This window comes from Methanoplanus sp. FWC-SCC4 (assembly GCF_032878975.1).
Taxonomy (GTDB): domain Archaea; phylum Halobacteriota; class Methanomicrobia; order Methanomicrobiales; family Methanomicrobiaceae; genus Methanochimaera; species Methanochimaera problematica.
Genome location: NZ_CP043875.1, coordinates 1,800,347 through 1,825,928 on the forward strand (window position 1 = coordinate 1,800,347; position 25,582 = coordinate 1,825,928).

General features: G+C 41.7%; 26 protein-coding genes and 2 tRNA genes. 14 read left to right on the forward strand and 14 right to left on the reverse strand.

Features of this window, described 5'->3' with window-relative positions:
• Positions 1–124 precede the first annotated feature (124 nt).
• Complete coding sequence (locus F1737_RS09155) at positions 125–2,602, reverse strand: MEMAR_RS02690 family S-layer glycoprotein (protein WP_317136282.1); 2,478 nt, start codon at positions 2,600–2,602, stop codon at positions 125–127.
• A gap of 587 nt (positions 2,603–3,189) precedes the next feature.
• Between F1737_RS09155 and F1737_RS09160 the strand changes: the two genes are divergently transcribed.
• Positions 3,190–3,262: transfer RNA gene (locus F1737_RS09160), tRNA-Gln, on the forward strand.
• 450 nt (positions 3,263–3,712) lie between these two features.
• Here F1737_RS09160 and F1737_RS09165 read toward each other — a convergent pair.
• The 3 genes from F1737_RS09165 to F1737_RS09175 all read right to left on the reverse strand — a co-directional run bounded on the left by F1737_RS09165 (position 3,713) and on the right by F1737_RS09175 (position 5,989).
• Positions 3,713–4,417 (reverse strand): DUF1614 domain-containing protein, encoded by a 705-nt coding sequence (locus F1737_RS09165; RefSeq protein ID WP_317136283.1) that lies wholly within the window; start codon positions 4,415–4,417, stop codon positions 3,713–3,715.
• A gap of 83 nt (positions 4,418–4,500) precedes the next feature.
• Positions 4,501–5,112, reverse strand: coding sequence for a fibrillarin-like rRNA/tRNA 2'-O-methyltransferase (locus F1737_RS09170; protein ID WP_317136284.1), 612 nt, complete (start codon positions 5,110–5,112; stop codon positions 4,501–4,503).
• Positions 5,099–5,989 (reverse strand): NOP5/NOP56 family protein, encoded by an 891-nt coding sequence (locus tag F1737_RS09175; protein ID WP_317136285.1) that lies wholly within the window; start codon positions 5,987–5,989, stop codon positions 5,099–5,101. Before F1737_RS09175 ends, F1737_RS09170 begins: the two co-directional genes overlap by 14 nt.
• 244 nt (positions 5,990–6,233) lie before the next feature.
• On the opposite strand from F1737_RS09175, the gene F1737_RS09180 reads away from it, so the two are divergent.
• Complete coding sequence (locus F1737_RS09180; protein WP_317136286.1) at positions 6,234–7,157, forward strand: calcium/sodium antiporter; 924 nt, start codon at positions 6,234–6,236, stop codon at positions 7,155–7,157.
• A 98-nt stretch (positions 7,158–7,255) separates the two neighbouring features.
• Here F1737_RS09180 and F1737_RS09185 read toward each other — a convergent pair whose 3' ends face one another.
• On the reverse strand, positions 7,256–8,464 hold the full coding sequence (locus F1737_RS09185) for a tripartite tricarboxylate transporter permease (protein ID WP_317136287.1): 1,209 nt from the start codon (positions 8,462–8,464) through the stop codon (positions 7,256–7,258).
• A 257-nt stretch (positions 8,465–8,721) separates the two neighbouring features.
• Here F1737_RS09185 and F1737_RS09190 point away from each other — a divergent pair, with 257 nt between their 5' ends.
• The 5 genes from F1737_RS09190 to F1737_RS09210 all read left to right on the forward strand — a co-directional run bounded on the left by F1737_RS09190 (position 8,722) and on the right by F1737_RS09210 (position 11,912).
• The gene (locus F1737_RS09190; RefSeq protein WP_317136288.1) at positions 8,722–9,126 is read left to right on the forward strand and encodes a type IV pilin N-terminal domain-containing protein; all 405 of its coding nucleotides are present in this window, start codon (positions 8,722–8,724) and stop codon (positions 9,124–9,126) included.
• 114 nt (positions 9,127–9,240) lie between these two features.
• Complete coding sequence (locus F1737_RS09195; protein ID WP_317136289.1) at positions 9,241–9,936, forward strand: uroporphyrinogen-III synthase; 696 nt, start codon at positions 9,241–9,243, stop codon at positions 9,934–9,936.
• Positions 9,937–10,866: an RNA-guided pseudouridylation complex pseudouridine synthase subunit Cbf5 gene (locus F1737_RS09200; RefSeq protein WP_317136290.1), complete on the forward strand. Its 930-nt coding sequence runs from the start codon at positions 9,937–9,939 to the stop codon at positions 10,864–10,866.
• Between the two features lie 279 nt (positions 10,867–11,145).
• Positions 11,146–11,231 (forward strand) — tRNA-Ser (locus F1737_RS09205).
• Positions 11,232–11,381: 150 nt separating this feature from the next.
• Entirely contained in the window at positions 11,382–11,912 is a 531-nt protein-coding gene (locus F1737_RS09210) for an NYN domain-containing protein (protein WP_317136291.1), read from the forward strand.
• Between the two features lie 504 nt (positions 11,913–12,416).
• Here the strand turns inward: F1737_RS09210 and F1737_RS09215 are convergent.
• Positions 12,417–13,103, reverse strand: coding sequence for an MBL fold metallo-hydrolase (locus F1737_RS09215; protein ID WP_317136292.1), 687 nt, complete (start codon positions 13,101–13,103; stop codon positions 12,417–12,419).
• A gap of 150 nt (positions 13,104–13,253) precedes the next feature.
• On the opposite strand from F1737_RS09215, the gene F1737_RS09220 reads away from it, so the two are divergent.
• Positions 13,254–13,685: a DUF2178 domain-containing protein gene (locus tag F1737_RS09220; RefSeq protein ID WP_317136293.1), complete on the forward strand. Its 432-nt coding sequence runs from the start codon at positions 13,254–13,256 to the stop codon at positions 13,683–13,685.
• Complete coding sequence (locus F1737_RS09225) at positions 13,675–13,866, forward strand: helix-turn-helix transcriptional regulator (protein ID WP_317136294.1); 192 nt, start codon at positions 13,675–13,677, stop codon at positions 13,864–13,866. The genes F1737_RS09220 and F1737_RS09225 overlap by 11 nt, the downstream gene beginning before the upstream one ends.
• A gap of 34 nt (positions 13,867–13,900) precedes the next feature.
• Here F1737_RS09225 and F1737_RS09230 read toward each other — a convergent pair whose 3' ends face one another.
• From F1737_RS09230 to F1737_RS09260, 7 genes are all read right to left on the reverse strand, one after another.
• Positions 13,901–15,121 (reverse strand): ABC transporter permease, encoded by a 1,221-nt coding sequence (locus tag F1737_RS09230; RefSeq protein WP_317136295.1) that lies wholly within the window; start codon positions 15,119–15,121, stop codon positions 13,901–13,903.
• Positions 15,111–15,794, reverse strand: coding sequence for an ABC transporter ATP-binding protein (locus F1737_RS09235; protein WP_317136296.1), 684 nt, complete (start codon positions 15,792–15,794; stop codon positions 15,111–15,113). The genes F1737_RS09230 and F1737_RS09235 overlap by 11 nt, the downstream gene beginning before the upstream one ends.
• A gap of 20 nt (positions 15,795–15,814) precedes the next feature.
• Positions 15,815–17,089 carry a COG1361 S-layer family protein gene (locus F1737_RS09240; RefSeq protein ID WP_317136297.1) on the reverse strand — a complete coding sequence of 425 codons (1,275 nt, stop codon included), beginning with the start codon at positions 17,087–17,089 and terminating at the stop codon, positions 15,815–15,817.
• A 451-nt stretch (positions 17,090–17,540) separates the two neighbouring features.
• Positions 17,541–18,137, reverse strand: coding sequence for a hypothetical protein (locus F1737_RS09245; protein WP_317136298.1), 597 nt, complete (start codon positions 18,135–18,137; stop codon positions 17,541–17,543).
• Complete coding sequence (locus tag F1737_RS09250; protein WP_317136299.1) at positions 18,134–18,391, reverse strand: eS24 family ribosomal protein; 258 nt, start codon at positions 18,389–18,391, stop codon at positions 18,134–18,136. The genes F1737_RS09245 and F1737_RS09250 overlap by 4 nt, the downstream gene beginning before the upstream one ends.
• A 146-nt stretch (positions 18,392–18,537) precedes the next feature.
• Complete coding sequence (locus F1737_RS09255; protein ID WP_317136300.1) at positions 18,538–19,395, reverse strand: MCP four helix bundle domain-containing protein; 858 nt, start codon at positions 19,393–19,395, stop codon at positions 18,538–18,540.
• A gap of 33 nt (positions 19,396–19,428) precedes the next feature.
• Complete coding sequence (locus F1737_RS09260; RefSeq protein WP_317137889.1) at positions 19,429–20,007, reverse strand: DUF2179 domain-containing protein; 579 nt, start codon at positions 20,005–20,007, stop codon at positions 19,429–19,431.
• A 163-nt stretch (positions 20,008–20,170) separates the two neighbouring features.
• Between F1737_RS09260 and F1737_RS09265 the strand changes: the two genes are divergently transcribed.
• The 5 genes from F1737_RS09265 to F1737_RS09285 all read left to right on the forward strand — a co-directional run bounded on the left by F1737_RS09265 (position 20,171) and on the right by F1737_RS09285 (position 24,779).
• Positions 20,171–20,665, forward strand: coding sequence for a hypothetical protein (locus F1737_RS09265; protein WP_317136301.1), 495 nt, complete (start codon positions 20,171–20,173; stop codon positions 20,663–20,665).
• A 123-nt stretch (positions 20,666–20,788) separates the two neighbouring features.
• Positions 20,789–21,844 carry an ornithine carbamoyltransferase gene (argF, locus tag F1737_RS09270; protein ID WP_317136302.1) on the forward strand — a complete coding sequence of 352 codons (1,056 nt, stop codon included), beginning with the start codon at positions 20,789–20,791 and terminating at the stop codon, positions 21,842–21,844.
• 8 nt (positions 21,845–21,852) lie between these two features.
• Positions 21,853–22,770, forward strand: a complete 918-nt coding sequence (arcC, locus tag F1737_RS09275) for a carbamate kinase (RefSeq protein ID WP_317136303.1) — start codon at positions 21,853–21,855, stop codon at positions 22,768–22,770.
• Between the two features lie 28 nt (positions 22,771–22,798).
• Positions 22,799–24,061, forward strand: coding sequence for an arginine deiminase (locus F1737_RS09280; RefSeq protein ID WP_317136304.1), 1,263 nt, complete (start codon positions 22,799–22,801; stop codon positions 24,059–24,061).
• 457 nt (positions 24,062–24,518) lie between these two features.
• Complete coding sequence (locus tag F1737_RS09285) at positions 24,519–24,779, forward strand: hypothetical protein (RefSeq protein ID WP_317136305.1); 261 nt, start codon at positions 24,519–24,521, stop codon at positions 24,777–24,779.
• 87 nt (positions 24,780–24,866) lie between these two features.
• Here F1737_RS09285 and F1737_RS09290 read toward each other — a convergent pair whose 3' ends face one another.
• Positions 24,867–25,508: a hypothetical protein gene (locus F1737_RS09290; protein ID WP_317136306.1), complete on the reverse strand. Its 642-nt coding sequence runs from the start codon at positions 25,506–25,508 to the stop codon at positions 24,867–24,869.
• Positions 25,509–25,582 lie beyond the last annotated feature (74 nt).

Sequence of the window (25,582 nt, forward strand, 5' to 3'; positions counted from 1 at the left end):
TTAAACAACCAAAAACAGCTTTTTTTGAATCTTTTCTTTTATTTTATTCAAAGATTCTGAATTTTCCGGATGATTTAATTGATTAATTTAAAAGTTTTCAAAAAAAAGATTTGATTTTGGAAATTTAGTCCTTTCTAAGAACCAGTGCTGCTACTGCTCCAAGACCAATGAGTGCAACAAATGCGCCAAATCCTGGTGCTGCTGTTGGCTCGACAGGTGCTGTGGTTGCTGTAGGTTCAACTGGTGCTGTGGTTTCTGTAGGTTCAACAGGTGCTTCTGTTGGTTTTACAGGTTCGCCCTTAAGGACTGTGAATGTGGTGGTTGCTGTTGCGTCAGCTTCGATAGCTTCAACGTTTACGATGTAATCGTCTGGCTTGAATGCTGCTGCATCAACGTCCATTGACCATTCATTGAATGTTTCGCCTGCTGTGACCTTTACGGTCTCGGTCTTTCCTGAGAATTCGCCGCTCTGTGTCTTCTGTGTTGGGCTGAATGATGAAGATGTAACTTCAACAATCAGATCATCATCGACTGCGAGGTTGGTTGTACCGGAGATCTTGAACTGGTCACCAACGTAGTGGTCACCAACTGAGTTGATCCTGATCCATGGCTCTTCTACGAGGAAGGTCAGTTTTGTGTATGTATCATCAATGTCAGGTGAGTTGATTGCATTGATAAGTGCTTCTGCAGCGTCTGAGCCCTGAAGCTTACCTGTACCTGCAATAATGAACTGGCTGTTTGCTGTACCGGATACTGTTTCCTGTACGTATACAATGCCGCCAACGCCTGCTGATACATCTACATCAAATACATCATTGTACATCGGGTGCTGAACAACTACAAAGTACTGTCCTGATGCCATGTCCTTTGTGGTTGCTGTTCCGACTTCGTACTCGAATGAGCCGTCATCGTTGACAGTCTCTGTTTCCATTGATGATGTTGCTGCTCCGTTCCAGTAGTTCTTTCCGAGAATCCAGATTGCAACACCCTGTGTTGGGTTGCCTTCTGCTGTTCCGCGGATGTAGAACTTGTCACCTTTTGCAACTGTTGATGCAGAGGTGGTTGCTGTTACGAATGGCTTCTTGACAACAATTGAGATTGTGTCATATTTTGTGCCTGAAAGGTGAGACTTGTCATATGGCTGGTTTACTGCATAGATAGTGTATGTACCTGCATCAAGACCAACTGTTGCTGTGTCCCACTTGTAGTCCCATGTGTCATCGGACTTTACAGGTCTTGAAATGAATGTACTTGCAACATTGTTTGTGACTGCTGTTGCAGGTGTAAGAAGCTGTCCACCAGCTACCGGCAGGTTTGGACCTGTGATGAAGAGGTATGTGTTGTCGCCGTCAGTGTTTGTACCTGAGAGTTCAACTTCTTCTCCAAGGTAGTACGAACCGTCACCGGATGCTGTGATTGTAACTGCACCCTTCTCGACTGTAACCTTTACAGTGTCATACATGTTGTCTGCTGGAAGTCCTCTCTGGACACGGATCTTGTATGTTGAATCCTTTGTGTTTGTGTCTGTTGAGAAACCAACTGTTACTTTACCACTGGATGATGTTGTGACATTTGCACAGTATAACTCAGGGTTTGTTGTTGGTATATCCATTGAGACGTTTGTGCCTGTCTTATAGGTATAATTCCATGCACCTGCATTAAGAGTTACATCCTTCTGGTTTGCAATGATTACCGGTGGGAATTCTGTTGCACCAAAACTGTGTGTTCCGGAAACCCAGAGAATGTACTCTGTGGATGGCTTACCTTCAACTGTAACTGCAAACTGGTTGTTACGTACAACTGTTTCCTTGTCAGCAGTGAGTGTAATTGTTTCTTTGTCAAGTGTTACTTCCACTGTTGGTGAAACTGTCTTGCCAGATACACTGCCAAGGTTGTCCTTCATTGAGTTGACATTGGACTCAACCCATACCTTGTAGGTACCTGAGGCATATGTGGAAATAGATGTGTCCCATATTGCATTTGCAGGAGCTGATGCGTCCCCACCGACATAGAATTTCTGTGCGGATGGCTGAATTGCTGTAAGAGGTGTTGAAGCAGAACTGTTCACAAGTGCTGTGAGTGTAATTCCATCAGGAGTCTGAACTTTTACAGTAAGTCCTCCGACTGCACCAGCACGCTCATTGAAGATGCTGTACAGATTTGACTGGAATGCAATGTTAAGCAGATCGTCTGTAATTGCAGTTTCGCCTGTAATATCTTCATTGCCAGCTGTTACATCATAAATCTGGACATTTGAAATGCTTGGGTACTGTACGTTGAATACAGCTTCCTTGTCAGCATAAACAGATGTGTTATACCAGAAACCGGTTCTGGTTCCAAAGTCTGATTCACCAATAATGACACTTGAATTGCTTCCAAGGTCTAATGGGAAAGCTGTTGAAGTTGAGTCTTTAAACCAATAGATGGTAGTTGAAGCTCCGTCTATACATTGTGAAATATTGAGGCCTTCTTCCCCAACAAACACTGTATCGCCCTTCTGAATGGATTTAATAGCATCAGTTGATGCCATTGCTGGCGCAACTGCGAAAAGTGCCATTACAAGAAGTGCAAAAAGTGCAATTCCGAATTTTTTACTTGTCATATAATCCTCCTTAACATACGATTTAAGGATCAGGCAGTCAACAATATTCGACACATGTCGAATAAAGATTCACCTTGCCCCATACTCCGAACGACGGAATATACAGCACTATTTGTAGAACACTTAATATATCCTTTGTGGTCGAAAGGACGCATCCATCAATATAAAGAAGGCTAAATTAAAAGCCTCAGAGGCCTCATTTTACCAGCAAAGAGTAAGTCGGGTAAAACAGACCCATCGTTATATTACGCATATCAATAAATCCGGCATTTTATTGCCTTGTCGACAATGCCTGAAATCCACCCCGATGATAGAACAGATTGTGGATAATTAATACAGGCATATGCGCCCACACTGCAGACAGAGCAGGTGATAAAAAGCACTGACTTTCGGAGGAGAGACTGAAACTAAATTTTCAAAAATCACCCGTATATCCAGATATTTTTTACATGCCTGACTTTTTTTCACTGCATATACAAAGACAGACCAGCCTCCCCGGTTTTCACCTGCCCGCCACGAACGTTTCGTCAGATTAATTAATCATTACAGACAGATAAAGTAGTGCAAGTTCTGATAAGAACAAAAGAAGTCCGGTAGTGTAGCGGTCAATCATGTGGGACTCTGGATCCTGCGACAGCAGTTCGAATCTGCTCCGGACTATTACATTTTTTGTCGAGCATTTAATACGATCTTTTCTTTGCGTCTATGGCAATTCATGACTTATTTGAGATTTGGTAATTAAGTCACTCTTTAGATCTTTTAAATTTGGATCTTTTAGATCTTAAAAAATGGTATATGACACCAGGGATTCCGGTAATCAGTTTACAGAAATCCCCAGTACCAAACCACACAATGAACATTTTTATCCATTTTAATGCCCTTCTTTCAAAGATACCACATTATTTTGGATAATAGAGATATTCTGGACATTAGCCAATACAAAAGAGTAAAAGAAACTATCAAACTAAAAAGTTAGTTTAAATTTATATTAGAATTTATCTCAATATCTAAAATAAAGAGAAATATTATCCGGGAATCTTTCAGAATAACAGCATCATTTTAGCTTTTTTCAGATTCCGGATTATAAATTATGGTAAAAACCGTCTCCTTTCAGGCCAGAAATGCAGCAATAATCCCTGTTAAAAAAATACCATCAAAAGTTCCGGCACCGCCTATGCTTGCAACAGGAGCCCCAAGCTCCCCGAGCTTTTTAAGATTTAAGATATCTGCACCCACAAGTGTCCCGATTGTGCCGGCGACGTAAGCTATCACAGGCGCTGCAAGGGGAATACCCCACGAGAGCACAATACCACAGATAAGTGCACATAAAGGCGGGATTAAAAGCGGTGTTGCAATCCCAAGCCCCTGAACAGGTTTTGCCGACAGGTGCACAACTATTGTGACAATCAAAATCCCGATTAATGCAGATGACAGGATAAGAGTGCTTCCCGGGATAAATGCAATCTTTAGCAGGAGAACCAAAGATACGAGAACAGGTATTACCGCACCTCCGAGATTTATCGCAACTGTGGTCTCGGATGAAAATTCAGGCACCTTGTACATTTTGCTCATCAGATGGCCGTGCGGGACCCGGACAGTCGAATACTCGTTTTTTATACGGGTTACAGGAATGTTGATGAAACTTCCGACTATCATTGCAACCACCAGAAAGATGACCTGCCATGTCTCAAACCCAAGCTTATGCAGTGCTCCGCCGATTATTCCAAGGAACAGGAGAGGCAGCATAATGATTAATGCCAGAATCAAAAACAGCAAAAGAAATACCGAAAACGGATTGAAAAAGTATCTCTGCATAACTAAAGAGAAATTTACAGACAAAAATAGTTATAGGTATCGATAAAAACAAAACCAAAAATCACAGTTAGAAATATGAAAATTTAGTTTTTGGAGACCTTTTCACAGATGATGCATGCATGATCGTGATGATAGGGCTCAAGCCAGCATGTGTCTTTTATGATAAGACCTGCATCCTCAAGTTCAGCAAGTGTGTTTTCAAAAACATCCTTCGGAACAAGGGTTACGTCAACACTACGGGTTTTTAGCATAAGTATGACTTCTCCGCCCAATTTGAGGAAAGGCAGATTTGCTATTGCAATCTCGGCCTGATTCGGCTGTGCAACATCCTGATAGATCAAATCAACTTCCTCTACAAAGGGTGCATACTCTTCAGGCCTTGTAGCATCCCCCATTATCGGTATTATATTCTTCCTCCTTCCTGCGACAACGATTAAATCCTGCATTGGCCGTGGTGCAAACTCAACGGCGTAAACGCATTCGACATAATCTGCAAAGTGGGAAACGGTTGTTCCGTTCGCAGCCCCGAGATAAAGAACCTTTTGTGATGGAAGCAGATCGACATCTTTCCTGATCATTGCAAGTGCGGCAAACTTGCTCCTGTACGGATCCCATACACGATGGCCCTTAATCATCTTCTCGCTGTAAACGCCACCCTGACCTTTTGAAACCAGAATTCCCTCAATTCTTATCATCTGTTTTTTCCTCCGCGACAGGCTCTCCAAGAGAGAATACATAGTCTATCCTCTCCTGTGCTTTTTCAATAAATTCAGGAACCGGCTCACCGCGATAGTAGTCAAGCTTAGCTGCAATAGAGAGTTTGCCGCCCAAAACCCTTGCAACCTTTCCCCTCACAGACGGTTTTGCATTGTGAATCCTCCTGTGCTGAAAAATAATTCCGTGTTTTGGGGAGGGTGTTCCCCCCCTCAGGTGTGTAAAAAGAGCACTTTCGGCACCAAGAACCTGTATTGTGGAACCAGGCATTCTTGATATCTGCATAAGACTGCCTGCACGGGAGATGAGTCTTGCAGCGACAAGGCCTCCGACAAGTGCACTACAGTTTGGTGCGATTATATCAGCACGGGATGATATCTCTTTCATAAGCCTCGTCCTCTCGGATGAGAGGCGATCTATCTCATAGCCAATCCGGCCAAGAGAGGTCTTGTCCCTTTTTATTATCCCAATCATCTTCTTTGCGTTAAGGGACTTGTATTTCCGGGAAAACTTTGGATCGCGTACAAGATACCATTCGGTTGCACGCTCTATAAGGAGATTTATCACATGATCCATCTCATCAAGCATCCTCACCATCTGGACAAGCTCAACATCGCCGCTTGTGTAATGCACTTTTATCTTTTTTTCCGCGATATTGATGCATATGTTCCTTAAAAGCCCGAAATATTCCTGACGATCCTTTGCAACACCGCATTTTAGTGCATCTTCGACACTAAGCGGAGTGAATGTTTTCATATCAGTATGAATCCGCACCGCCCGCTCTGCGAATGCATTATTATCTCCTTTATAAGGGGTGCAACTGCCGTCTTCACCCACATCGCCGAACCAGTATTGCATAAAATTCACTTTTAAATCGTCTGCAATTGCACATTAAATGTTCAGTTGTCAGAATTTTAAAATGGAAATACAGGATTATCAATTAATGCGAATTTGAGAGAGTAAGAGGTTCGTTATCAGGGAATTATTTGTTAAAAACATGAACCCTTATTACCAGCATTATACTAAATGTTAGGAAGCATCTGATCTGATGATCAGATTTATAAAAAATATATGTTGAACGGAGATTTCCGACCTGGTAAATATGATATCTGAAATTTTTTTATTTGTTTTGGGGCTTGTTCTCCTCGTAAAAGGTGCCGACTACTTTGTCGAAGGGGGTGGCGGTCTTGCATCAAGATACGGCGTTTCACCCACAACCATCGGAATAACCGTTATTGCATTCGGGACATCACTGCCTGAATTTGTCGTGAGTATTAACGCGGTTGCAACCGGAAATCAGGGCATTGCACTTGGAAATATTCTTGGAAGCAATATCGCAAATATTGCCCTTGTCCTTGCATTGTGCGCACTGATAAAACCGGTTATGTTTTCTGGAAAGCTTAGCAGGGGCAATGTCCTGACAGAGATGGTTTTAATGCTCTTTGCAACTGCCGTCTTTTCAATCCTTGCACTCAGGGGAACTCTTGACATCCTTGCAGGAATTGTATTTTTAATATTCTTCTCCGCAATTCTGATTTATTTATGGAAGAGCGGTGCAGTAAACAATGAAAAGATAGAGTCCCACGGAAAAGCGGACTATATTTTCATTGCCGGAGGTCTTCTTGGGGTAACAATAGGCTCTCAGTTTCTGCTAAACAGCGCTGTTTCCATTGCAACATTCCTCGGAATACCTGCATTTGTCATAGGAATGTCAATGGTTGCTATCGGAACATCACTTCCGGAACTTGCAACATCACTCGTGGCTATCCTGAAAGACCAGGGAGGTATTTCGGTTGGAAACATTCTCGGGAGCAATATATTCAATCTTCTCCTTGTCCTCGGCACAGGTGCCCTGATAAGACCGCTTGAGATTCCAGGGATAACAGACGTTCTGATAATGGCAGGGTTTTCTGTTGCCGCGATTGCATTATTCTATAAATCAAAAAAAGGAACAAGATTTTTTGCAGCGATGCTCCTTGCGGCTTATTTTGCCTATATGGGATATCTGTTCATTGCAGGGAATTAATCTGACTTTTTTTCGTTAAGAACTGAAATATCAGGGTAAACAGTCAGGCTCCGCCATTTTTTATCCCAATTTTTAAAAAAACTCACATCGTTTTTTAATCAGAGTATTGAGAATGACCAGAGTATAACCGGCAGCATTACAGCACCCATACAGTATATTCTCCTGATGTTGACAATCTGCGGGACAATGCCGGTAACCGATGCAAGTATCAAAATTAGTATCCCAAACGGGCCTGTAAGTGCAAATGTCAGAATAGTCATAAAGGCAATTATTCCATAACTTAAGTTCCTGACATTTATGCCGGCAAATATCCGTCCTGTCTTTGAGAAGAGAATTGTCAGAATAAACCCGGAAACTGCCGCACAAAATCCGAAGAACAAAAGGAAAGTTATGGGAGGCATCTGCTCCGATTCAGCTATTGCTGCCATCACGCCGTTTCTCATTCTGGATACGGCATAAAGCGCTGCAAGAGAGATGAATGCATTTGAAGTGTTTGCAGCGCTTGTTGCGGCTATGAACCCTTCCCTGTCTTTTTCAAGGTGAATGAGTGAGCCCAGGACTGCATTTGCAGAGGCGTTTGAAAGACCCGGAAGCCACCCTACAACCGAACCTGCAACTGTGCCTGCTATGCCGGTTTTAATAATCTCCCTTCGGCTCATCGTTATCCCGGAATGTGTCTGCTCAGGCATCTCCCCCGGAGATGACATGATTAAGACAGATATTCCAAACAGACCTGTTAATAGCGGCATTAGTATGGATGAATTTCCAAGACTGTGCCACGCAAGATAAGAGTGCTGAAAAGCAAAAAGTCCGAGGGCACCTGAGACAATGAATACGGCAAAAGACCATTCAGGAGATTCCGAATATACTATCAGAGCACCTGCAACCCCGATTAATATGATTCCAATCCACCAGTCGACATATGGCTGCAGTGCAGGGAGGATTACTAAAAAAAGGGCGAATACCGGAAGGCTGAATACCGCACCCCATGCACTCCCGACAGCGGAAATCCTGACAGCCTCTTCCCCGCGTCCCTGAAGACAAAGACTGTGTGCCGGAAGAACGGAAAGGGCGGTGTCTGCATCGGGTATCCCGAAGAATGTTCCGGGCACTATATCAAGGAAGGTATGGACTATCAATGCTGACAGGAGTGAAACTGCCATTGCGGTTTCCCCAAAAACAGCAAGTATTACGGTCTGAACTGAAAGCAAAATTCCTGCCATCGTGTTTGCGTGAATGCCGGGGATGAGACCGCTCACTGTTCCAAGAACTACCCCAAGCAGAAAAACGGCGATTAACTCAGTCATTGTCAGTTAAAATTTTAATTTGCACCCCATACAAGAATAAAATAATTATTTGATCCTGAATTTTAGCTCAAAACCGGAAATAATCTTCAAAAAAAATACATCATTTGCAAAGAATATTTTATTTTCAAATTTTTTCATAATATATATAAGAGAATTTTGCAAACTCTTTTTTGTATAATTCAATTTAAATTTTTGATTTTCAGCCTTATGTGAAAATCTATGCATACAATAGATTTTTCACAGGGATGTGCATTTGAATGAGCAGGTATAATAAAATCAATACTATCAAAGATGAAGAGGCTGTATCCCCGGTTATCGGAGTTATACTAATGGTTGCAATAACAGTTATTCTGGCGGCAGTCATCGCGGTATTTGTCTTCGGACTTACAGGAGATATGGACAGTAGTGTACAAAAGGATGTCAAACTTCAGGTTTCGACAAACAATACAGGTTTTGTTGAGTTCATTGTTTTTTCAGGAAATGATGTCAGCGAACTTGTAAATATTACAATCAGCAACGGTTCGGCAGGCAGTGATCAGTCATATCAGCATAATTTCAAAATAGGGGAGACTCTTACATCGCCTTTCAGGAAAACAGAAGGAGCGGTTGTTGCCACAGGAACTTTTGCTGACGGGAGCCGGCAGGTTCTTGCCAGGACCTGAAAAATTAAGGGGTAAATTCTAGCCCCTGAACTTTTTTTTGATGATTTTTAATTTCCGGATTGCCGGGGTTTTAGTGCTATCATTTATCTGAATAACGCTACATATTTTGTGGCAATGAAGATCGCAATAACCCGCCTGAAAGAAAAAGCCAAAAAGGATGCAGAGCTTTGCAAAAAATACGGGCATGCCTGCTATGCCGTATCTCCCATGGAGGCGTCTGTTTACGAAGATGCCGTCACTTCTTTTGCAGCACGTACAAATGAAGGTGAGTTTGACTGCATCTTTTTTACAAGTGCTCTTCCGGCAGTGCAGGTTGCGCCGCTTCTTAAAAAATGGCCGAGGGTTATTGCAATAGGGCCCCAGACAGCAAAGACGCTTGAGAGTTTCGAAATTTTGTGTGAGACTCTTCCGGCTTTTTATTCAAGGGATTTTGTACCTTATCTCGGCGACTGGATTGCCGGTAAAAAAATAGGGATTCCAAGAGCGGACGTTCCAAATCCCGCCCTTATCAGCGCAATAGAGGAGAAGGGAGGAATTGTATGTGAAGTCCCGATATATTCGCTTGTTCCGACAAAAGAGGAGCTTTTGCTTGATGATGCGGATGCAATAATATTTACAAGCGCAAATTCCTTTTCCTATGCGGTCTGGGACAAGAAAACGGACATCATTCCGGTGGCGATAGGCGATATCACGGGAGAGAGGATGAGAGAGGGTGGTGTGTCACCGGCGGTTACCGGGGATGGATCACTAGAAGGGACTCTTATCGCACTGAATGATTATATCGGAAAAATTTCCGGGGAAACTGATTAGATGAATTCTTTTGAGAATGATGATGAACTAAAAAAACTTCTTGAGTGCGGCATTATCGCAGTTGACAAACCACAGGGACCGACAAGCCATCAGGTTACCGCGTGGGTCGGCGAGATGCTCGGCGGCGATATAAGGATAGGTCACGGAGGAACTCTTGATCCGATGGTTTCAGGTGTTCTGATTATTATGCTTGGCCGTGCAGTCCGTCTTGCTCCTGTTATCCTGAAGCACAGAAAAGAGTATATCGCGATTATGCGTCTTCACGGCGATGTTCCAAGGAAGGAGATCGAGAGGGTTGCTGAGGAGTTTAAGGGCAGAACATACCAAAGACCCCCGAGGAAGAGTGCTGTCAGAAGACAGCTTAGGATAAGGTCAATTTACGATATTGAAGTTCTGGATGTCGATAAAAGACTTGTTCTTCTCCGTGTTGACTGTGAGGCGGGGACATACATAAGATCGCTTTGCATACACATGGCGCTTGCACTCGGTGTCGGAGGACAGATGGAGGAGCTTAGGAGGTCTAAGTCAGGCGGACTCGGACTCCCGGACATCTGCACTCTTCATGACCTCAAAGATGCCTGCGAGTTTGCAAAGGAGGGAGACGCTGATCTTTTGAAGTCCTTTATCTATCCGGCAGAGAGGCTTATTAGCGAGATTCCGGTTGTGACTATTAGAAACAGCGCTGTTGATGCAATATGCCACGGTGCACAGCTTGCCGGTGTCGGCATTATTGCAAGGGATAATTACAAGAAGGGCAGCCGCGTTGCGGTCATGACGGAAAAATCCGAGCTTGTATGTCTCGGCGAGGCCCTGATATCATCCGAAGAGTACAAACCCGGCGATACCGGAATTGTAATTGATCCAAAAATAGTCGTGATGAAGCCCAAAACATACAAAAAAGGCTGGACGAAGCACGAAAAATCGGAATAATTTCCGGATTGTCAACAAATTATATCTAAAATAATTTTTAACTAATTTCTAAATAATTTTCAAATAAATTTTTGTTCAGGGCATTAATTTTCCCGAATTACAGGGACTTATAAGAGATTTAAAAGAATATCAGGGGATTTTTATGATATTGGAATGCTCCTTTTCGGATAATAGTTTCCAAACCATTTCAAAAGAATTTATGACAACCCCGATGCCGGCATCAAAAGGATACCATTAATAGAAAAGGAATCTAATATTTTGAGGCACTAGAACATTTTTGCTGAGGTAGTCTAGTCTGGAAGGGCGCAGGCCTGGAAAGCCTGTGGGGCGCAAGCCCCTCGGGAGTTCAAATCTCCCCCTCAGCGCTTTGATAACTACTTGGAATTTTCATGTAATTTTTTTATGACAGAAAAATATATAGGGTTATTAGTCTAATATAAGCAATGTATATTCTCTATCGTTCTGAAAAATCAGGACGATAGATTAATTTTCAGCAATTCTATATTTGTTGTATAATGATTAATAGATCAGCCTTATTCATCGATAATGCCTATTTGCATAAATGTACTCCCCAAAATATTCAGATCGATTTTGAAATTTTATCTGACTATTTGTGCAGAGATACTCAGAAACTAAGAACATATTTCTATGACTGTATGCCTTACCAGAGCAATCCATCTACAGAAAATGAAAAAATAAAATATTCACAATATAGCAAATTTATCTCTGTTATTGAAAAATTACCCCGATTTCAAACGAGATTTGGGAAACTAAGCAAAAGAGAAGATGGCTCCTTTGAACAGAAAAGAGTTGATATTTTACTGGCGGTTGAACTTGTAAGGCTGAGCTGGTCAAAACAAATAGGTCATGCGATAATTATTGCCGGAGACAGTGATTTCGTACCTGCCATTGAAGCCGCCAAAGATGCAGGTGTTATCGTATCTCTGTATTATTCAAACCAGTCTATTCACAACGAATTATTATCCTCAGTTGATGAGAGATATTTAATGGGTGAAGATTTTTTTAACACTGTGAAAAGGCAATAAATCTGAATTCCAAACTCTTATACTTTGAACATTTGAGACAATTTTTTCATGACCGCCTTTACCCACACACAAAAAAACCCCGATAAGGCCTCCTTTCCGGCAGCAACCATCCACCTCAAATAATTTTTAAAAATCTCAGATAATCAAGGTTTTTCAGCCAAAATATCCGCATATTACAAAGATATAATGGCCTCTAAATTCAGGGTTTTTTTCAGAGGATGGATTGTATCAGGGTTGTCAAAAAAAACAGATACAAAGACAATATGAGCGTCTGAAAAACCGCAATAAAGGCTTAAAAACATATTATATAACCTCTTCTTTACCGGATTTACAAAAATTATTAAAGTTGAAAATTGTAAAAGTTTAAAATTGTAAAAGTTGAAAAAATTCTAAAATTTATAAAAGTTATAAAAAATTTAAAAAAATCAAAAAGACCAATGATTATTCAGATTTCAGATATCCCCCGGGAATAATATTCAGCAAACAGCACACACCCCTGGTTTATCATTTTATCCTCATGTTTCTTCTCACATCCTCAGCCGAAAATGGTCCGCAGTGCCCACCGTAAATTCTGGCCGGAGAATAATTAAGCACCTTTTTTACACTTTTTAATACCTCTTTTTTGTTGTCAGCCCAGTATGGCATATGCGGCCTGCCTGAGAGCATTGAGGGAAAAATCAGATCACCGACAAAGGCATCACCGCTTTTCAAAACCACAGATACACTCCCCTGCGTATGACCGGGTGTCGGGATAACAGTTCCAGCCACTCCGAAATCCTCAAGACTATAAGAAGCACTGATGAGAATGTCAGGCTCAAACGGCGGGAAAATAGTATTCTCCCTTTCAAAACGGCTGGCAAGAAGTTTACCCGAAAGGCATGCAGGCTTAAGCTTACCCTGGTGCCCGCTCCTCACCCTGTTTAGATCCAGATGATGCATCAGAACCTTCGCTCCGGTTTTTGACCTCAACCCAAAAGCACTCCCGGCATGATCAGGATGACCATGGGTTACAATAATCAGGTCCACATCCTCGGGACTCTTCCCAACAGCCGCAATTTTATCCAGTATATCATGTTCAGACCCCGGATACCCTGTATCTATTACAATCGTCCCTTCTTCACTGACAATATAGGAGGAAACAAAAACACTGTTCATAATATTCCATGAAACAGGAATTATATGATCCGTCATATCCCCGATAACACCCCTTTACAAATCACAGATTTTCCTGCTGAGAATGGCTACCCGAATATAAATATTTATCCGGAACCAGCAATGCAGGAAATGAACCTGATGTCAAACAAATTTAACATATTTGCCTGAGATTTAATAATAACGAAGATGAAACGCAATACATATTTCATAATAGTCGCAGTGATTGCCTTTCTGGAGTTATACCTTCTCTGGTGGGCTCTTAATTACTCAAGACCACCTGCAATGGAGATAACCGGAATCGGGATTGCCGCCGGAATAATTACCGCTCTTATATTAAAAGGAAAAGTGGAGGATGCATCTATTGGCGGTGATGAAAGGCTTCATTTAATTAATGAAAAATCCGCAATGAAGACACTTCAGATAACCTGGATCCTGCTTTTTTCCTTTTCTGTATCAGCCCTTGTAATAATTGTTGAAAGGGGAGACATTTTCAGAAGACATTTTCTTGGATTCCCTTTCATTCAGATGATAATTTTATTTACGGCAATTCTTATTTTTGTCGCCTGCAGAATATATTATTCCAATAAATACGGGGGATACATCTCCGATGAAGAATAAGATCAAGGTTTTTCGTGCAATTAATGATATGACACAAGAAGACCTTGCAAAGGAAGTAGGTGTAACAAGACAGACAATACTTGCAATTGAAAAAGGAAAATATGACCCCTCACTTAGCCTTGCATTTAAAATATCAAGGATATTCGGGGTAAATTTAGAAGAAGTATTCATCTACGACTAAAATTTTAGTTAACAAATATAATAAAAAATTATTTTTATTCGGCCCTTAACGCCTCAATTGGATCAAGATTTGATGCCTTCCATGCAGGATATATTCCGGAGAGAATACACACAATTACACCGATAACAACCCCGAACGGAATATAAATCAGACTATCCGGCAGGAAAAAATAATCCATAGTTCCTATCATCCCAAATGTCAGTGTATATCCGCCGATAAAACTCAGCACTGCACCTATTAATGATCCAATGACTCCCAAAAGCAAAGACTCATAGAGAAACATTCTCCGAATTTCTCTCCTCTTTGTTCCAATGCTCCTTAATATTCCAATCTCCTTAATCCTCTCCGTAACTGACATCATCATAACATTGAAGATGGAAACGGCTGCAACAAGAAGAGAAATTGCACCAATAGCTGTCATAAACGAAGTAATTGTTCCCAAAGACTCGCTTATATTCTCAAGCATCGAACCGGAATCCTGAATTTTAACCTCATCATCACGGTAATTTAACTGCCTGTCGAGTTCATCCTCAAGTGCTTCGATAGTGTCTATGTCTTCAACAACGATATTTACCTGGTCATATTCACCTTCTCCACCATAAAATGAAGTAAACCACTTCTCATCGGCAAGAATGGCATTATCGGAATTTAAGTCCATGGACATTCCCTTCTCTTCTAAAATGCCATTTACCTTAACAGTGCTCTGACCCTCTTCCTCATCTCCAATCTTAATTTTGCTCCCGATTTTTAGATCATACCTCTCAGCAAGTGAAGGACCGACAACAACACCGCTGGTGCTTACAGGATAACTGCCCTGTGCAACATCTACAAGCCCGGGTATTACCGCTGTATCAAGACCATATATTGTTGCCCTTCCATCCTCACCGGCAACACTTATTGTATCGGATTCCGAATATATGGCAACAACAAGATTTTCAGCCCCGGAGATTTTTTCAATATCCCTCAGCTGGCTGTTATCAAGATACTCATCACCAGACGAACCAGATTCGGAACCACCGTGTCCCATACCAATATTGCCACCGCCACCCCCTCCGCTGTCCGGAGTTATCATAATAACATTGCCGCTCTCAGACAGCTGCTGGGTTACTGACATTGTCATATTGGCACCCATTATCCCGATAGAAGTAATTGCAACCACTCCGATTACAATGCCTGTTGCAGCAAGAAGTGACCTTAGAAAATTAAGCCTGATGTTCCTGAGTGAAAGCTCAAAAAATATATCCTTAATTATCATCTACAATCCTCCCGTCAGAAATTACAATTTTCCGGTTCGCATATTCGGCAATATCATCCTCATGGGTAACCATTACAATGGTTCTCCCCATCCTGTTTAATTCCGTTAAAATATCCATAATCTGTGCACTGGTCTTTGAATCCAGATTTCCGGTGGGCTCATCACAGAGAAGAATAGCGGGGTCGTTTACAAGTGCCCTTCCAACCGCAACCCTCTGCTGCTGTCCCCCGGAAATTTCAACAGGTTTGTGCTTAAATCTCTTATCTTCAAGGCCAACCATCCGGAGAAGCTTTGCAGGATAGCCGGATTCATCTCTTTTTTTGTGTTTCAGGACAAGTGGATATTCAACATTCTCCCGGAGATCAAGAAGGGGAATTAGATTGAATTTCTGAAAGATGTAACCGATTTTATCCCTCCTGATTTCCGTTAGTTCATCATCATTGAGTTCCCGGATGTTTTTTCCGTCAATGAAAAGATCACCTGATGTCGGAACATCAAGACATCCTATCTGATTCATAAGCGTTGACTTACCAGATCCTGAAGGACCCATTATCGCCACAAATTCCCCTTTGTAAATATCAAGAGAAATATCATCCAGCGCCAAAACCTCATCAGACGGAAGAACATACACTTTGGTCACATTACAAAGACTGATTACAGGTTCCTGAGTCATTCTGTTGCACTCTCCCGGCATCACTTCTTCCCATTCGTGATCTTTTTCTTAAGAGCTTCAGAACCTTTCTTTACGTAGCCCTTCCTCCATGCGATTACAAGAACCAGACCGGCAATGATGATGACAATTATCTCAAATACAGGGATCTGTGAGAAACCTCCCCCAATGCCGCCCATCATACCACCTCTGGACGCTTTATAAACTCCAGGAGAATCTGATGAAGGAGAATCCTGAGAAATGCCTGCCCCTGAATTTACTGATACCTGATACTCTTTTTCATAGTTATTTCCCTTCTCATCCCTGTATGAGATAATTACAGGAATATCTCCGGAATTTTTAATCCCGGATATCTGATATGTAACATCAAAACTTGAGAAATCATCAGGCTCAAGGGAACCAATCACATACATCTTGTAAGGGTCAACAGCAACTGCCGGAGAACCGACAGTAACAACTATTGACTTTGCATCCTCAAGTCCGGCATTGGTAATGTCACCGGACAGCGTGTAGTAGCTCCCGGACATTGAGGATTTCACATTGTTTAAAAGAGGATCAGCACCGGTTTTGTCATCCCCATATGTTATGGGAATTGAAACTGACGATGTATGCTTATTTATTCCATTTCTCCACGAAGCATCAAATTCTATGAATTCTGCATCCGCAGGGGTGATATCAAATGTTATCTCCCTCGATTCATCCGGTCCGAGAGTTCCTATAAAATAGCTTGTCTGGGCAGAGGTGATTCCTTCCCCTTCAGCCGATATTTCAACTCCGTTCACTGCATTTTCTCTCGGATTTCCAACCAGAAGAGTAATTTCATCCTCATTCCCCTCCTGCCATGTACCGGGAGAGTCAGTTACAGAAATCGAAAGTCCTGTGCTCTCAATCTTTACAGGTATATTATATGAAAAACTGCTTGATCCTGTGTAATCAAGGTAAAACCTCGGGTAATATATCCCGTCCGGAGCATCGGCATCCACAGTAAATGAAAACTGCATCTCATTACCCGCACCAATCGGAGTGAGAGTATCATAGGCATCATCATTTGCAATCTTTAAATCCTTTGAGTATAATTCCGCACGGTTTACTGAAACAGCTTCAGAACCTGTATTCTCCACTGTAACCGTAATTACTCCTGTATCACCCTGTACGAAAACACCGGGATCAAGTTCGACATTCTTAACAGCAATCTGAGTGTATGCATCATCTGAAGGGGCATCTGCTGATACAATCCCACAGAATGATACCAAAAACATGAATACCAGTATTCCTGTGATTATTTTTTTTCCGGTCATTAATTTCACCACATTTTAATTTTTGCCACTGACGAAATATTCCAGAAATCCGAATATAACGCCAAAATACCAATATATCCAGCATATTGGCTTACATATCTCCCAAATATCGGGACAGTGTAAAACAAATTTAACATAATGTTATAAAAATGATACTAATTGTATAGGTTCAATCACTTGAAGTAAAAGTATGCCTTACAAATATTACGTTCTAAAAAACAAAAGGGTGCGATAATCTCTGAGGGATAACAACAGATATGTCAGTAAAAATGTTTAACGTCAAAAATATCTGATTTTTATTTTTAGTTTATCTTTTCCGGACGCTATTGAACCTTCAAAAGATAATATATCCGGCAACAACCGGTAAACCCCCACAAAAGTATCATCAATTCTTCAGACAGGATGGCTATCGGGGCAATATTTATTTATCCGGAAAAAAACAGGGGCGGATCTATTCTTCAGAAAGAAGATCAACCGCACCGTCAATCATTGAGCGTGAAGCCTTGATTTTGGTTCGTGCAGAAGAATAATCCTTGTCGCTGCACGAAGACTCGGCCTCGCTGTAAAGCCGCTCCGCCCTTTGTGCACGGCTTTTTGCCTTTTCCACATTTTTACCGTCTTCTTCGAGAAAATCTATCTCCTCTTTCAGAGCCAGAAGATCTCCAAGAACATCTTCAAGTTCGCTTCTGATCTCCTGCTCCTTCTCCTCATCAATCGCACGCCTTTCAAGGCTTTTTTCCTTCAGTGCCTCCCCTGCCTCTCTCTGTGCCTCAATTATCTCCATAATCTCATTCTGTGCCTCAGAAACCTTCTCTGCAAGAAGTGCGGCAAAAGCAGTCCTGTTCTCACGGGATTCCTCATAACCCCTGTATCCTTCAAAGGCGCCTCCGACAGCAGCACCGCCAATAGCTCCCCCGATGGCATCTGTTATGCTCCCTTCCTCACGACCTAAAATTCCGCCGAGGACACCCCCGATGCCTCCGCCGGCAAGTGCTCCCATAAGCCCCCTTGAGACCTCCTTTTTCTCCCTTTTAACAGTGTAAATCACCTTTCATACTTCTTCAGGGTTTTAACATCCTCATAAATCCTTGCTCTCCCGTTCGCCATTTTTTTGCCCCTGACGGTTCTCAGTTTCTCAAGAAACACAAGTTCAGGTGAAGAGCCGTAGCAGACGGAGATTTCATTTAAGATGTCCTTTCGTGACGGTATCGAACCTTCAAAAGAGAGACAGAATTCAATCTCCTTTCTCTTAATATCCTCATCCTCTTCATATTTTTTAAACTCAATATCAATCGCACCCAATTTTAAACACCCGGCCTGAATACAGTATTAAAAACAGCAGTCCTCTGATTTATTCATTCTGTTCCGGTCACCTGAATAACAGCATCGTGATCCACAAAGTCCCCCTGGATTATCCAAATGGAAAATATTACCGGTAATTACGGTAATTACCAGTAAATACCATCTCCTGTAATCAAAACACCCTTAACCGGACAGGGAGTGCCATTGTATGAACCCTTAAACTCATGCCTTATCCTCTCATGGTATGAATTTGACTGCCATCCAAGCACCCAGCGCTGATTTATTCCCTCAAATTCAGTGGAGATACTCAGGATATTCTCATCGCCGGAATCATAGGAGAGGATAAACGGCACTTCAACAGCATAAGAGGAAGTTCCCCCGCTTATATAGTAATCCTCATACATGAAACCTTCAGGCTCGCTGAAAGTCTCAAGAATTCTGTACGGCATAAAAAGGGGCTCTTTACCGGCGGGATCTTTTGTGTCAATGCGGGGGCTGATCCCGCTTTGATAGAAGTGAATCTCCATAGGAACAGACACAGGCGTCTCCTCTGAATATCTGTCAGAATAGATATGTGTCGGTTCTGGCAGTTCTGATACATTTTGTTCCGGCGTAATCATGATCGGTTCGATTCTGTTTTTATATACAGGAATAATCCTCGCTGCGGAGATATTCATCATGGGAACACCGTCTTTGTACTCAATCTTCACAGAGATATTGTCTCTGTCAAAATTACGGAAACCGACCATAGAAATATCCAGCACGGTTTCATTTCTCCCCGAAACGGAATTATAATAAGAAGGAACGGGAATCAAAAGAACAGGATTTAAAACAGGTTCTGAAGTTGAAATCGACAGACTGTATCTGTATACAGAATCTGAATTGTCATGAACAGTTGTAATAAAAAATCCGATAATGGATACAGTCGCAATTACCGCAACCAGGGCACCAATTATTAAAAGAGTAATGATCTTAACGGTTATTTTTAGAATATTCCCCATCATCAGAGATGTCCGCACAGATTTATATAAACATATTTATTTTCCTTTCCGGGATACCTTTCCAAACCCTCTCAAATGAGTTTTTGTCTCGCTGTCAAACATAGGCCCCCCGGCACTCCTGACATCCTCAATTGTGTAAAAGGCTTTAGGGTTAAATCTGTTTACAATCTTTAAAACCCTCGATATATCCTTTCTTTTAACGACAGTGTAAATTATACTGACTTCCCCGAACTGTCCGTGTGCATCTGCAACAGTCGTCCTAAATCCCGACTCCTTTAGGTAATCAATAAGATTCTGGCCACTTCTGGTTGTAATGACTCTTATCACCGAGATGCCGATAGCCATCTTCTCTTCAATTATAATCCCTGCAAAATTACCAAATGCAAACCCGAGTGCATATGCCAGAAAAGCAAGAGGCATTGCATCGTCTTTTAAGACCTGGCTTATTGCAACAAGCCATATGCTAATCTCAAAAAAACCTACAAGCGGGGCAAGATACTTCATACCGCGTGATATGAAGATAATCCTGAGCGTACCAAAGGATACATCCGCAACCCTTGCAAAAAAGATCAGGGCCGGGAAAAGAATATACCCTGTGATAAACGGATCAGTCAGTCAAAACACCCCCAGATAAATATTATGCCGGTTTTTACCATTACACTCATATAACATCAAAATAGTTGCGATCAAAATAATCCAAAACGAAAAATCAGACAAAACAAATATATGCTTTTAAGTCAGCCTGAAAATAGAATCATGAATATATGGGGGAATATAAATGACAAACAAATCTGATTTTACCAAAGATGAGTGGGACGACATCATAACATGTGCAGGGATGGCAGGACACAGCATCCTCCTCTCCACTAAAGACGGGATATTTGAAACATTAAAGGAAAAAATGGCGATCATCTCCTCATTTGAGAAGGCGGCCTCCAAATATCCGGACAACGAACTGATAAAATCCGCTATAGGAGACTCTGAGACAGCAGCCGGAAAGGAAGCAGGAATATCAGTTATTGAAAACAACAGGGAGGCCTACATAGAAGACACCCTCGGACTGTGCAGTGAGGTTGCAGAGATTTTAAAGGCAAAGGCGGATGAAAGGGAGGCTGAAGAGTTTAAAAGATGGATTGTCTCAATTGCAGAAGATGTAGCACTTGCAATTGCTACGAAAAAGGAAGAAAAGATGATAAGCAAAGATGAAAATCTCACACTAAGAGAGATTGCCGGCGAACTTGGCATTGAGGGGTACATCCCGCCCGACAGATAAAGGGCACATTTTCAGGATGAAAGCCGCGGCAAAACCAAAAATATTTTGTATTTATCAAAAAAACGGTATAATCTTCAGAGAAGCATATCCTCACGGATTTTTAAAAAGAGGTAATCATAAAAAATGTCAGTTCAGATAAGCGAAAAAAACGGCAAAAAAATTACTGAAATTGTGCAGAAACGAAACTTCACAAAGATTCTTGATTTCTCGGCAGAAGAGATCAAAAACCTGATAGCTCTTTCAAAAAAGCTGAAAGCAGCAAAAAAAGCACGTAAAGAGAAAAAATATTTAAAAGACCGTGAGATCGCACTCATATTTGAAAAGGCATCTACAAGAACAAGGTGTTCCTTTGAAGTCGCCGCATACGATCAGGGTGCACATGTAACATATCTCGGACCGGAAGGGACACAAATCGGCCATAAAGAGTCTATGAAAGACACTGCAAGAGTTCTCGGACGACTCTATGATGCAATAGAATACCGGGGCTTTTCACAGGACAATGTGGAAATACTCGCACAATATGCAGGTGTTCCTGTATATAACGGTTTAACTGACGAATTCCACCCGACACAGATACTTGCTGATGTTATGACAATGACAGAAGCCTGCGATAAAAACCCTGAAGAGATCAGTTTCTGCTACCTTGGTGACGGCAGAAACAACATGGGAAACTCATTAATGGCAGGTGCCGTCATACTCGGAATGGATGTCAGAATCTGCGGACCAAAGAATCTCTGGCCCAAAGAGGAGCTTGTTTTAAAGTGCAGGGAGATTGCAGAAAAGTCCGGAGCAAAGCTCACCCTTACAGAAGATCTCAAAACAGGTGTATCAGGCGTTGATTTTGTATATACTGACGTATGGGTTTCAATGGGAGAGCCTGAAGATGTCTGGGACAAACGGATAAAGCTTCTTTTGCCATACCAGGTCAACATGGATGTCATAAAAATGACGAATAATCCCGAGGTTAAGTTCATGCACTGCCTGCCTTCATTTCACAACCGCGACACAAAAACAGGCGAAGAGATTTATGAAAAATTCGGTCTCGAAGCACTTGAGGTAACAGATGAAGTCTTTGAATCAGACTTTTCAGTGGTTTTTGATCAGGCCGAAAACCGCATGCACACCATTAAAGCAATAATGGTAGCCACACTTGGTGATTTAACCATACCGGCAGAATAAGGCATAAAATGAGAATTGTTGTGGCGCTGGGGGGAAACGCCCTTATAAAAAGAGGGCAGCCGCTAACAGCAGAAATTCAAAGGGAGAATATAAGGACAGCCGCTTTAGCCCTTGCACCTGTTGCAGAGAAGCACGAACTTATAATATCGCACGGAAACGGTCCGCAGGTCGGCCTTCTGGCACTTCAGTCATCATGTTATACGGAAGTTGAATCATACCCTCTTGACGTTCTTGACGCCCAGACAGAGGGGATGATAGGATACATGATAGAGCAGGAGCTTGGAAACATTCTGCCCGAAAACATTCCTTTTGCCACCGTTTTAACAATGGTCGAAGTTGACTTAAATGACAAAGCCTTCAAAAACCCGACGAAGTTTGTAGGGCCGGTTTATACTCAAAATGAAACAAAAAAGGCTGAGTTCGAAAAGGGCTGGACTTTTAAAAAAGACGGAAATTTCTGGAGACGGGTGGTTCCGTCACCGGAACCAAAACGAATCTTTGAGATAAGGCCGATTAAGTGGCTTCTTGAAAAGGGAACTGTCGTCATATGTGCAGGGGGAGGGGGAATTCCAACCGCATTTGAAGAAGGAAACCAAAACATCCTCAGAGGAATCGAGGCGGTAATTGACAAAGACCTTGCAAGTGCCCTCCTCGCATCAGAAACAGGTGCGGATCTTCTGGTAATGGCAACCGATGTCGACGGAGTCTATCTTGACTGGGGGACGGAAAAGCAGAAATTGATTAAAGACATAACACCCGAAGAACTTAAAAAATTCAGCTTCCCGGCAGGTTCGATGGGGCCAAAAATAACCGCTGCATCCAATTTTGGAGGACAGAAAGGTAAAAGGGCAGTGATTGGAGCTCTAAGCGACATCGAAAAAATGGTTGAGGGAACTGCCGGTACAAATGTAAAACTTCAGGATTAGGATTCTGAAGCTTGGGGGGAAATTAAATATGAATAAAACAGGTGTTTTTTCAGAAACCGGAAAGCTAAGAAAAGTTATTGTCCACAGGCCCGACTTAAGTTTAAGGAGACTTACTCCTGCAAACCACAATGAATTTCTTTTTGACGACGTGCTCTGGGTGGACAGAGCCATAGAAGAGCACAATGCATTTACTGACATAATGCGGGAGCACGGCGTATCCGTATATTATCTCTCTGATCTTTTGTCAGAAACATTTTCTGAAAGTCCGAATGCAAAAATAAACCTGATTGATGGTATAATCAGTGAAAAAACAGTAGGGGTATCGCTTTCTGAGAGGATTAAAAATGAAATGTATGAAATGGACCCAGAAACTCTCTCCCATCACCTTATTGGCGGGATGACACTCTCTGAAGGACTTTCATCCGAAACTGACTCCATCTTTAGAAGATCTCTTACCGCCGCAGCAAAAAGACCTGATGATTTCATACTCACACCTCTGCCAAACACCATTTACACAAGGGATTCTTCTTCATGGATTTATAATGGTGTGAATTTCAACATGATGTACTGGCCCGGAAGACAGCGTGAGGTTTTAAATTCAGAAATCATCTGTAAAAATCATTCCATGTTTAAAGGAGCGGATTTTGAATACTGGAATCTGGAAAGCGGCACAGGATGCACTTTTGAGACAGGAAAACATCCTTATTCATCAATAGAGGGGGGGGATCTGATGCCTGTCGGAAAAAAAACATTGCTGGTCGGACTCAGCCAGAGAACCAAACCTGAAGCCGTTGAATGCCTGGCAAAAAAACTCTTTTTGAATAATGCGGCTGAAAGGGTTATCGTCTGCCAGATTGGAAACGACAGATCACATATGCACCTTGACACCGTTTTTACGATGCTTGACAAAGACATCGCAACACTCTACCCTGAAGTATTCAAAAATTCCCTGACTTACAGCCTGATACCCTCGGAAAATGATGAGCATTTCAAAGTCAGGGAAGAGGCCTCATTTACAGATGCCATCGAAGATGCCCTTGATATTGACAGGCTCCATATAATTCCGACAGGAGGAAACAGTTATGAAGCCGAAAGGGAGCAGTGGGATGACGGAAACAATATCCTTGCAATACGCCCGGGAGTTGTGATAGCATATGAACGCAACACCTATACAAACAGAAATATGGAATATGCAGGAATTGAAGTGATAACGATAGAAGGCTCGGAACTTGGAAGGGGAAGAGGCGGAAGTCACTGCATGACATGCCCGCTTTTAAGGGATGCCAATTAAATAACCAGATAAATTCTTTTAAAATGGGATATCTGCAAAAATTCTTTTTAAAAACCAAAATCAACAGGCAAAACCCCGAGGATGCCGCACCCTTTTGCAGCACAGACGTTTGATAAGGTATAAATAAAACATACAATATTCACCATAAAAGCCAAACCTAAGAGGACAATATTCCAAAAAAGCCAATATCAAAACCACACCGCACATAATAACGATAAATACAGGGTATTTCAAAGGCCATACAGGGCACTGCCACCACACATTCATTTTGCGCGTCACCTTCGTATTCTCTAAAATATTTATTGGAATAATCCGGAATTTCCAGGATTTTGTATCAAATCATATGTTTATGTCAAGACCCTGGATCACCTTTATCTCTTACCCTGCAAACCTTGTGTTTATACAAAAAAAGAAGGTATGAGAAACGTTCGGAATTGCAAATGTTGAAATCATTGGTATGCTCTTTGGAATCTCAGGAGCAATACTTGTAACCAGCCTCAGTTGTGGCATAAGGTGCATGGGATTTTTCCTTGCACTGCTTGGGAATATAACCTGGATATTCACGGCAATTACAATCAGTAATGTCTGTATTCTGACACTTTTCTCTGTTTACTTCATTTGTAACATTAAAGGAATCGGAAACAACATTAACCGTGATAAAATAATGAATTTCCTTGAAATGAAAAAAATACGGCTGAAATCAATAATTTCAGCATGAATACCTCTTTTAAAAATATTTTTTAATCTGGTTTTAAACGGTTTAGTTAAAGTGCAGAAAATAATTTTTCAGTATTTTTTATCATATTCACCTGTTTTTTTCATCTTCGCCGTATGATATCAGATTCATGACATAATCTGCGGCTGAGTTTAGAAAACCTGAATTTTCCATAATCTCAGACATTATTGATAGTGGCATAAAGTCATGCATGCCAAACTCTGATTCTGCAAAGTCTTTCATCCTGCCGGTTATCCTTGAGTTGAACCTTCTTTCGTTTTTAAGGATGGCATTATCCAACAGAAGCGACTTTTTCTCGCAGACATAATCCCAGTCAACAGAAGGCTTTGAAAATGCGGTGTTCAGCGTCTCTATCCTAAACCAGTCGGCACCAAGGGACTCTTTTAAACTGCCCTTTCGGGAGTTGATTGCGTCAAGAAGCATTCTGAAATCCGTTACAAAATTATGATAATTCTGTTTAAACTCTTCAAAAATTGCATCAGCACGTTTTTCGGCATCAGGGGGCTCTGAAACCATACTGATTACAGATGAACCAAAAATAAGGAGAAAACTCTTCAGGAATTCATCAAAAGACCTCTCGGTTTTTGAAATCAGAAACAGAATTGAATCGTCCGTTTCACACGTAGAAGACTCACCGTAGAGTTTCTCATGCAAAAGACCAAGAAATGCAGGCAGTGAAGCCATCATTGAAAAGAATGACAGAATCCTCATATTAACAGATAGGTATCCCCTGTTAAAATGTTTAATCTTGGCAGCGGCGCTACCATAAACCAATATACGGTTTA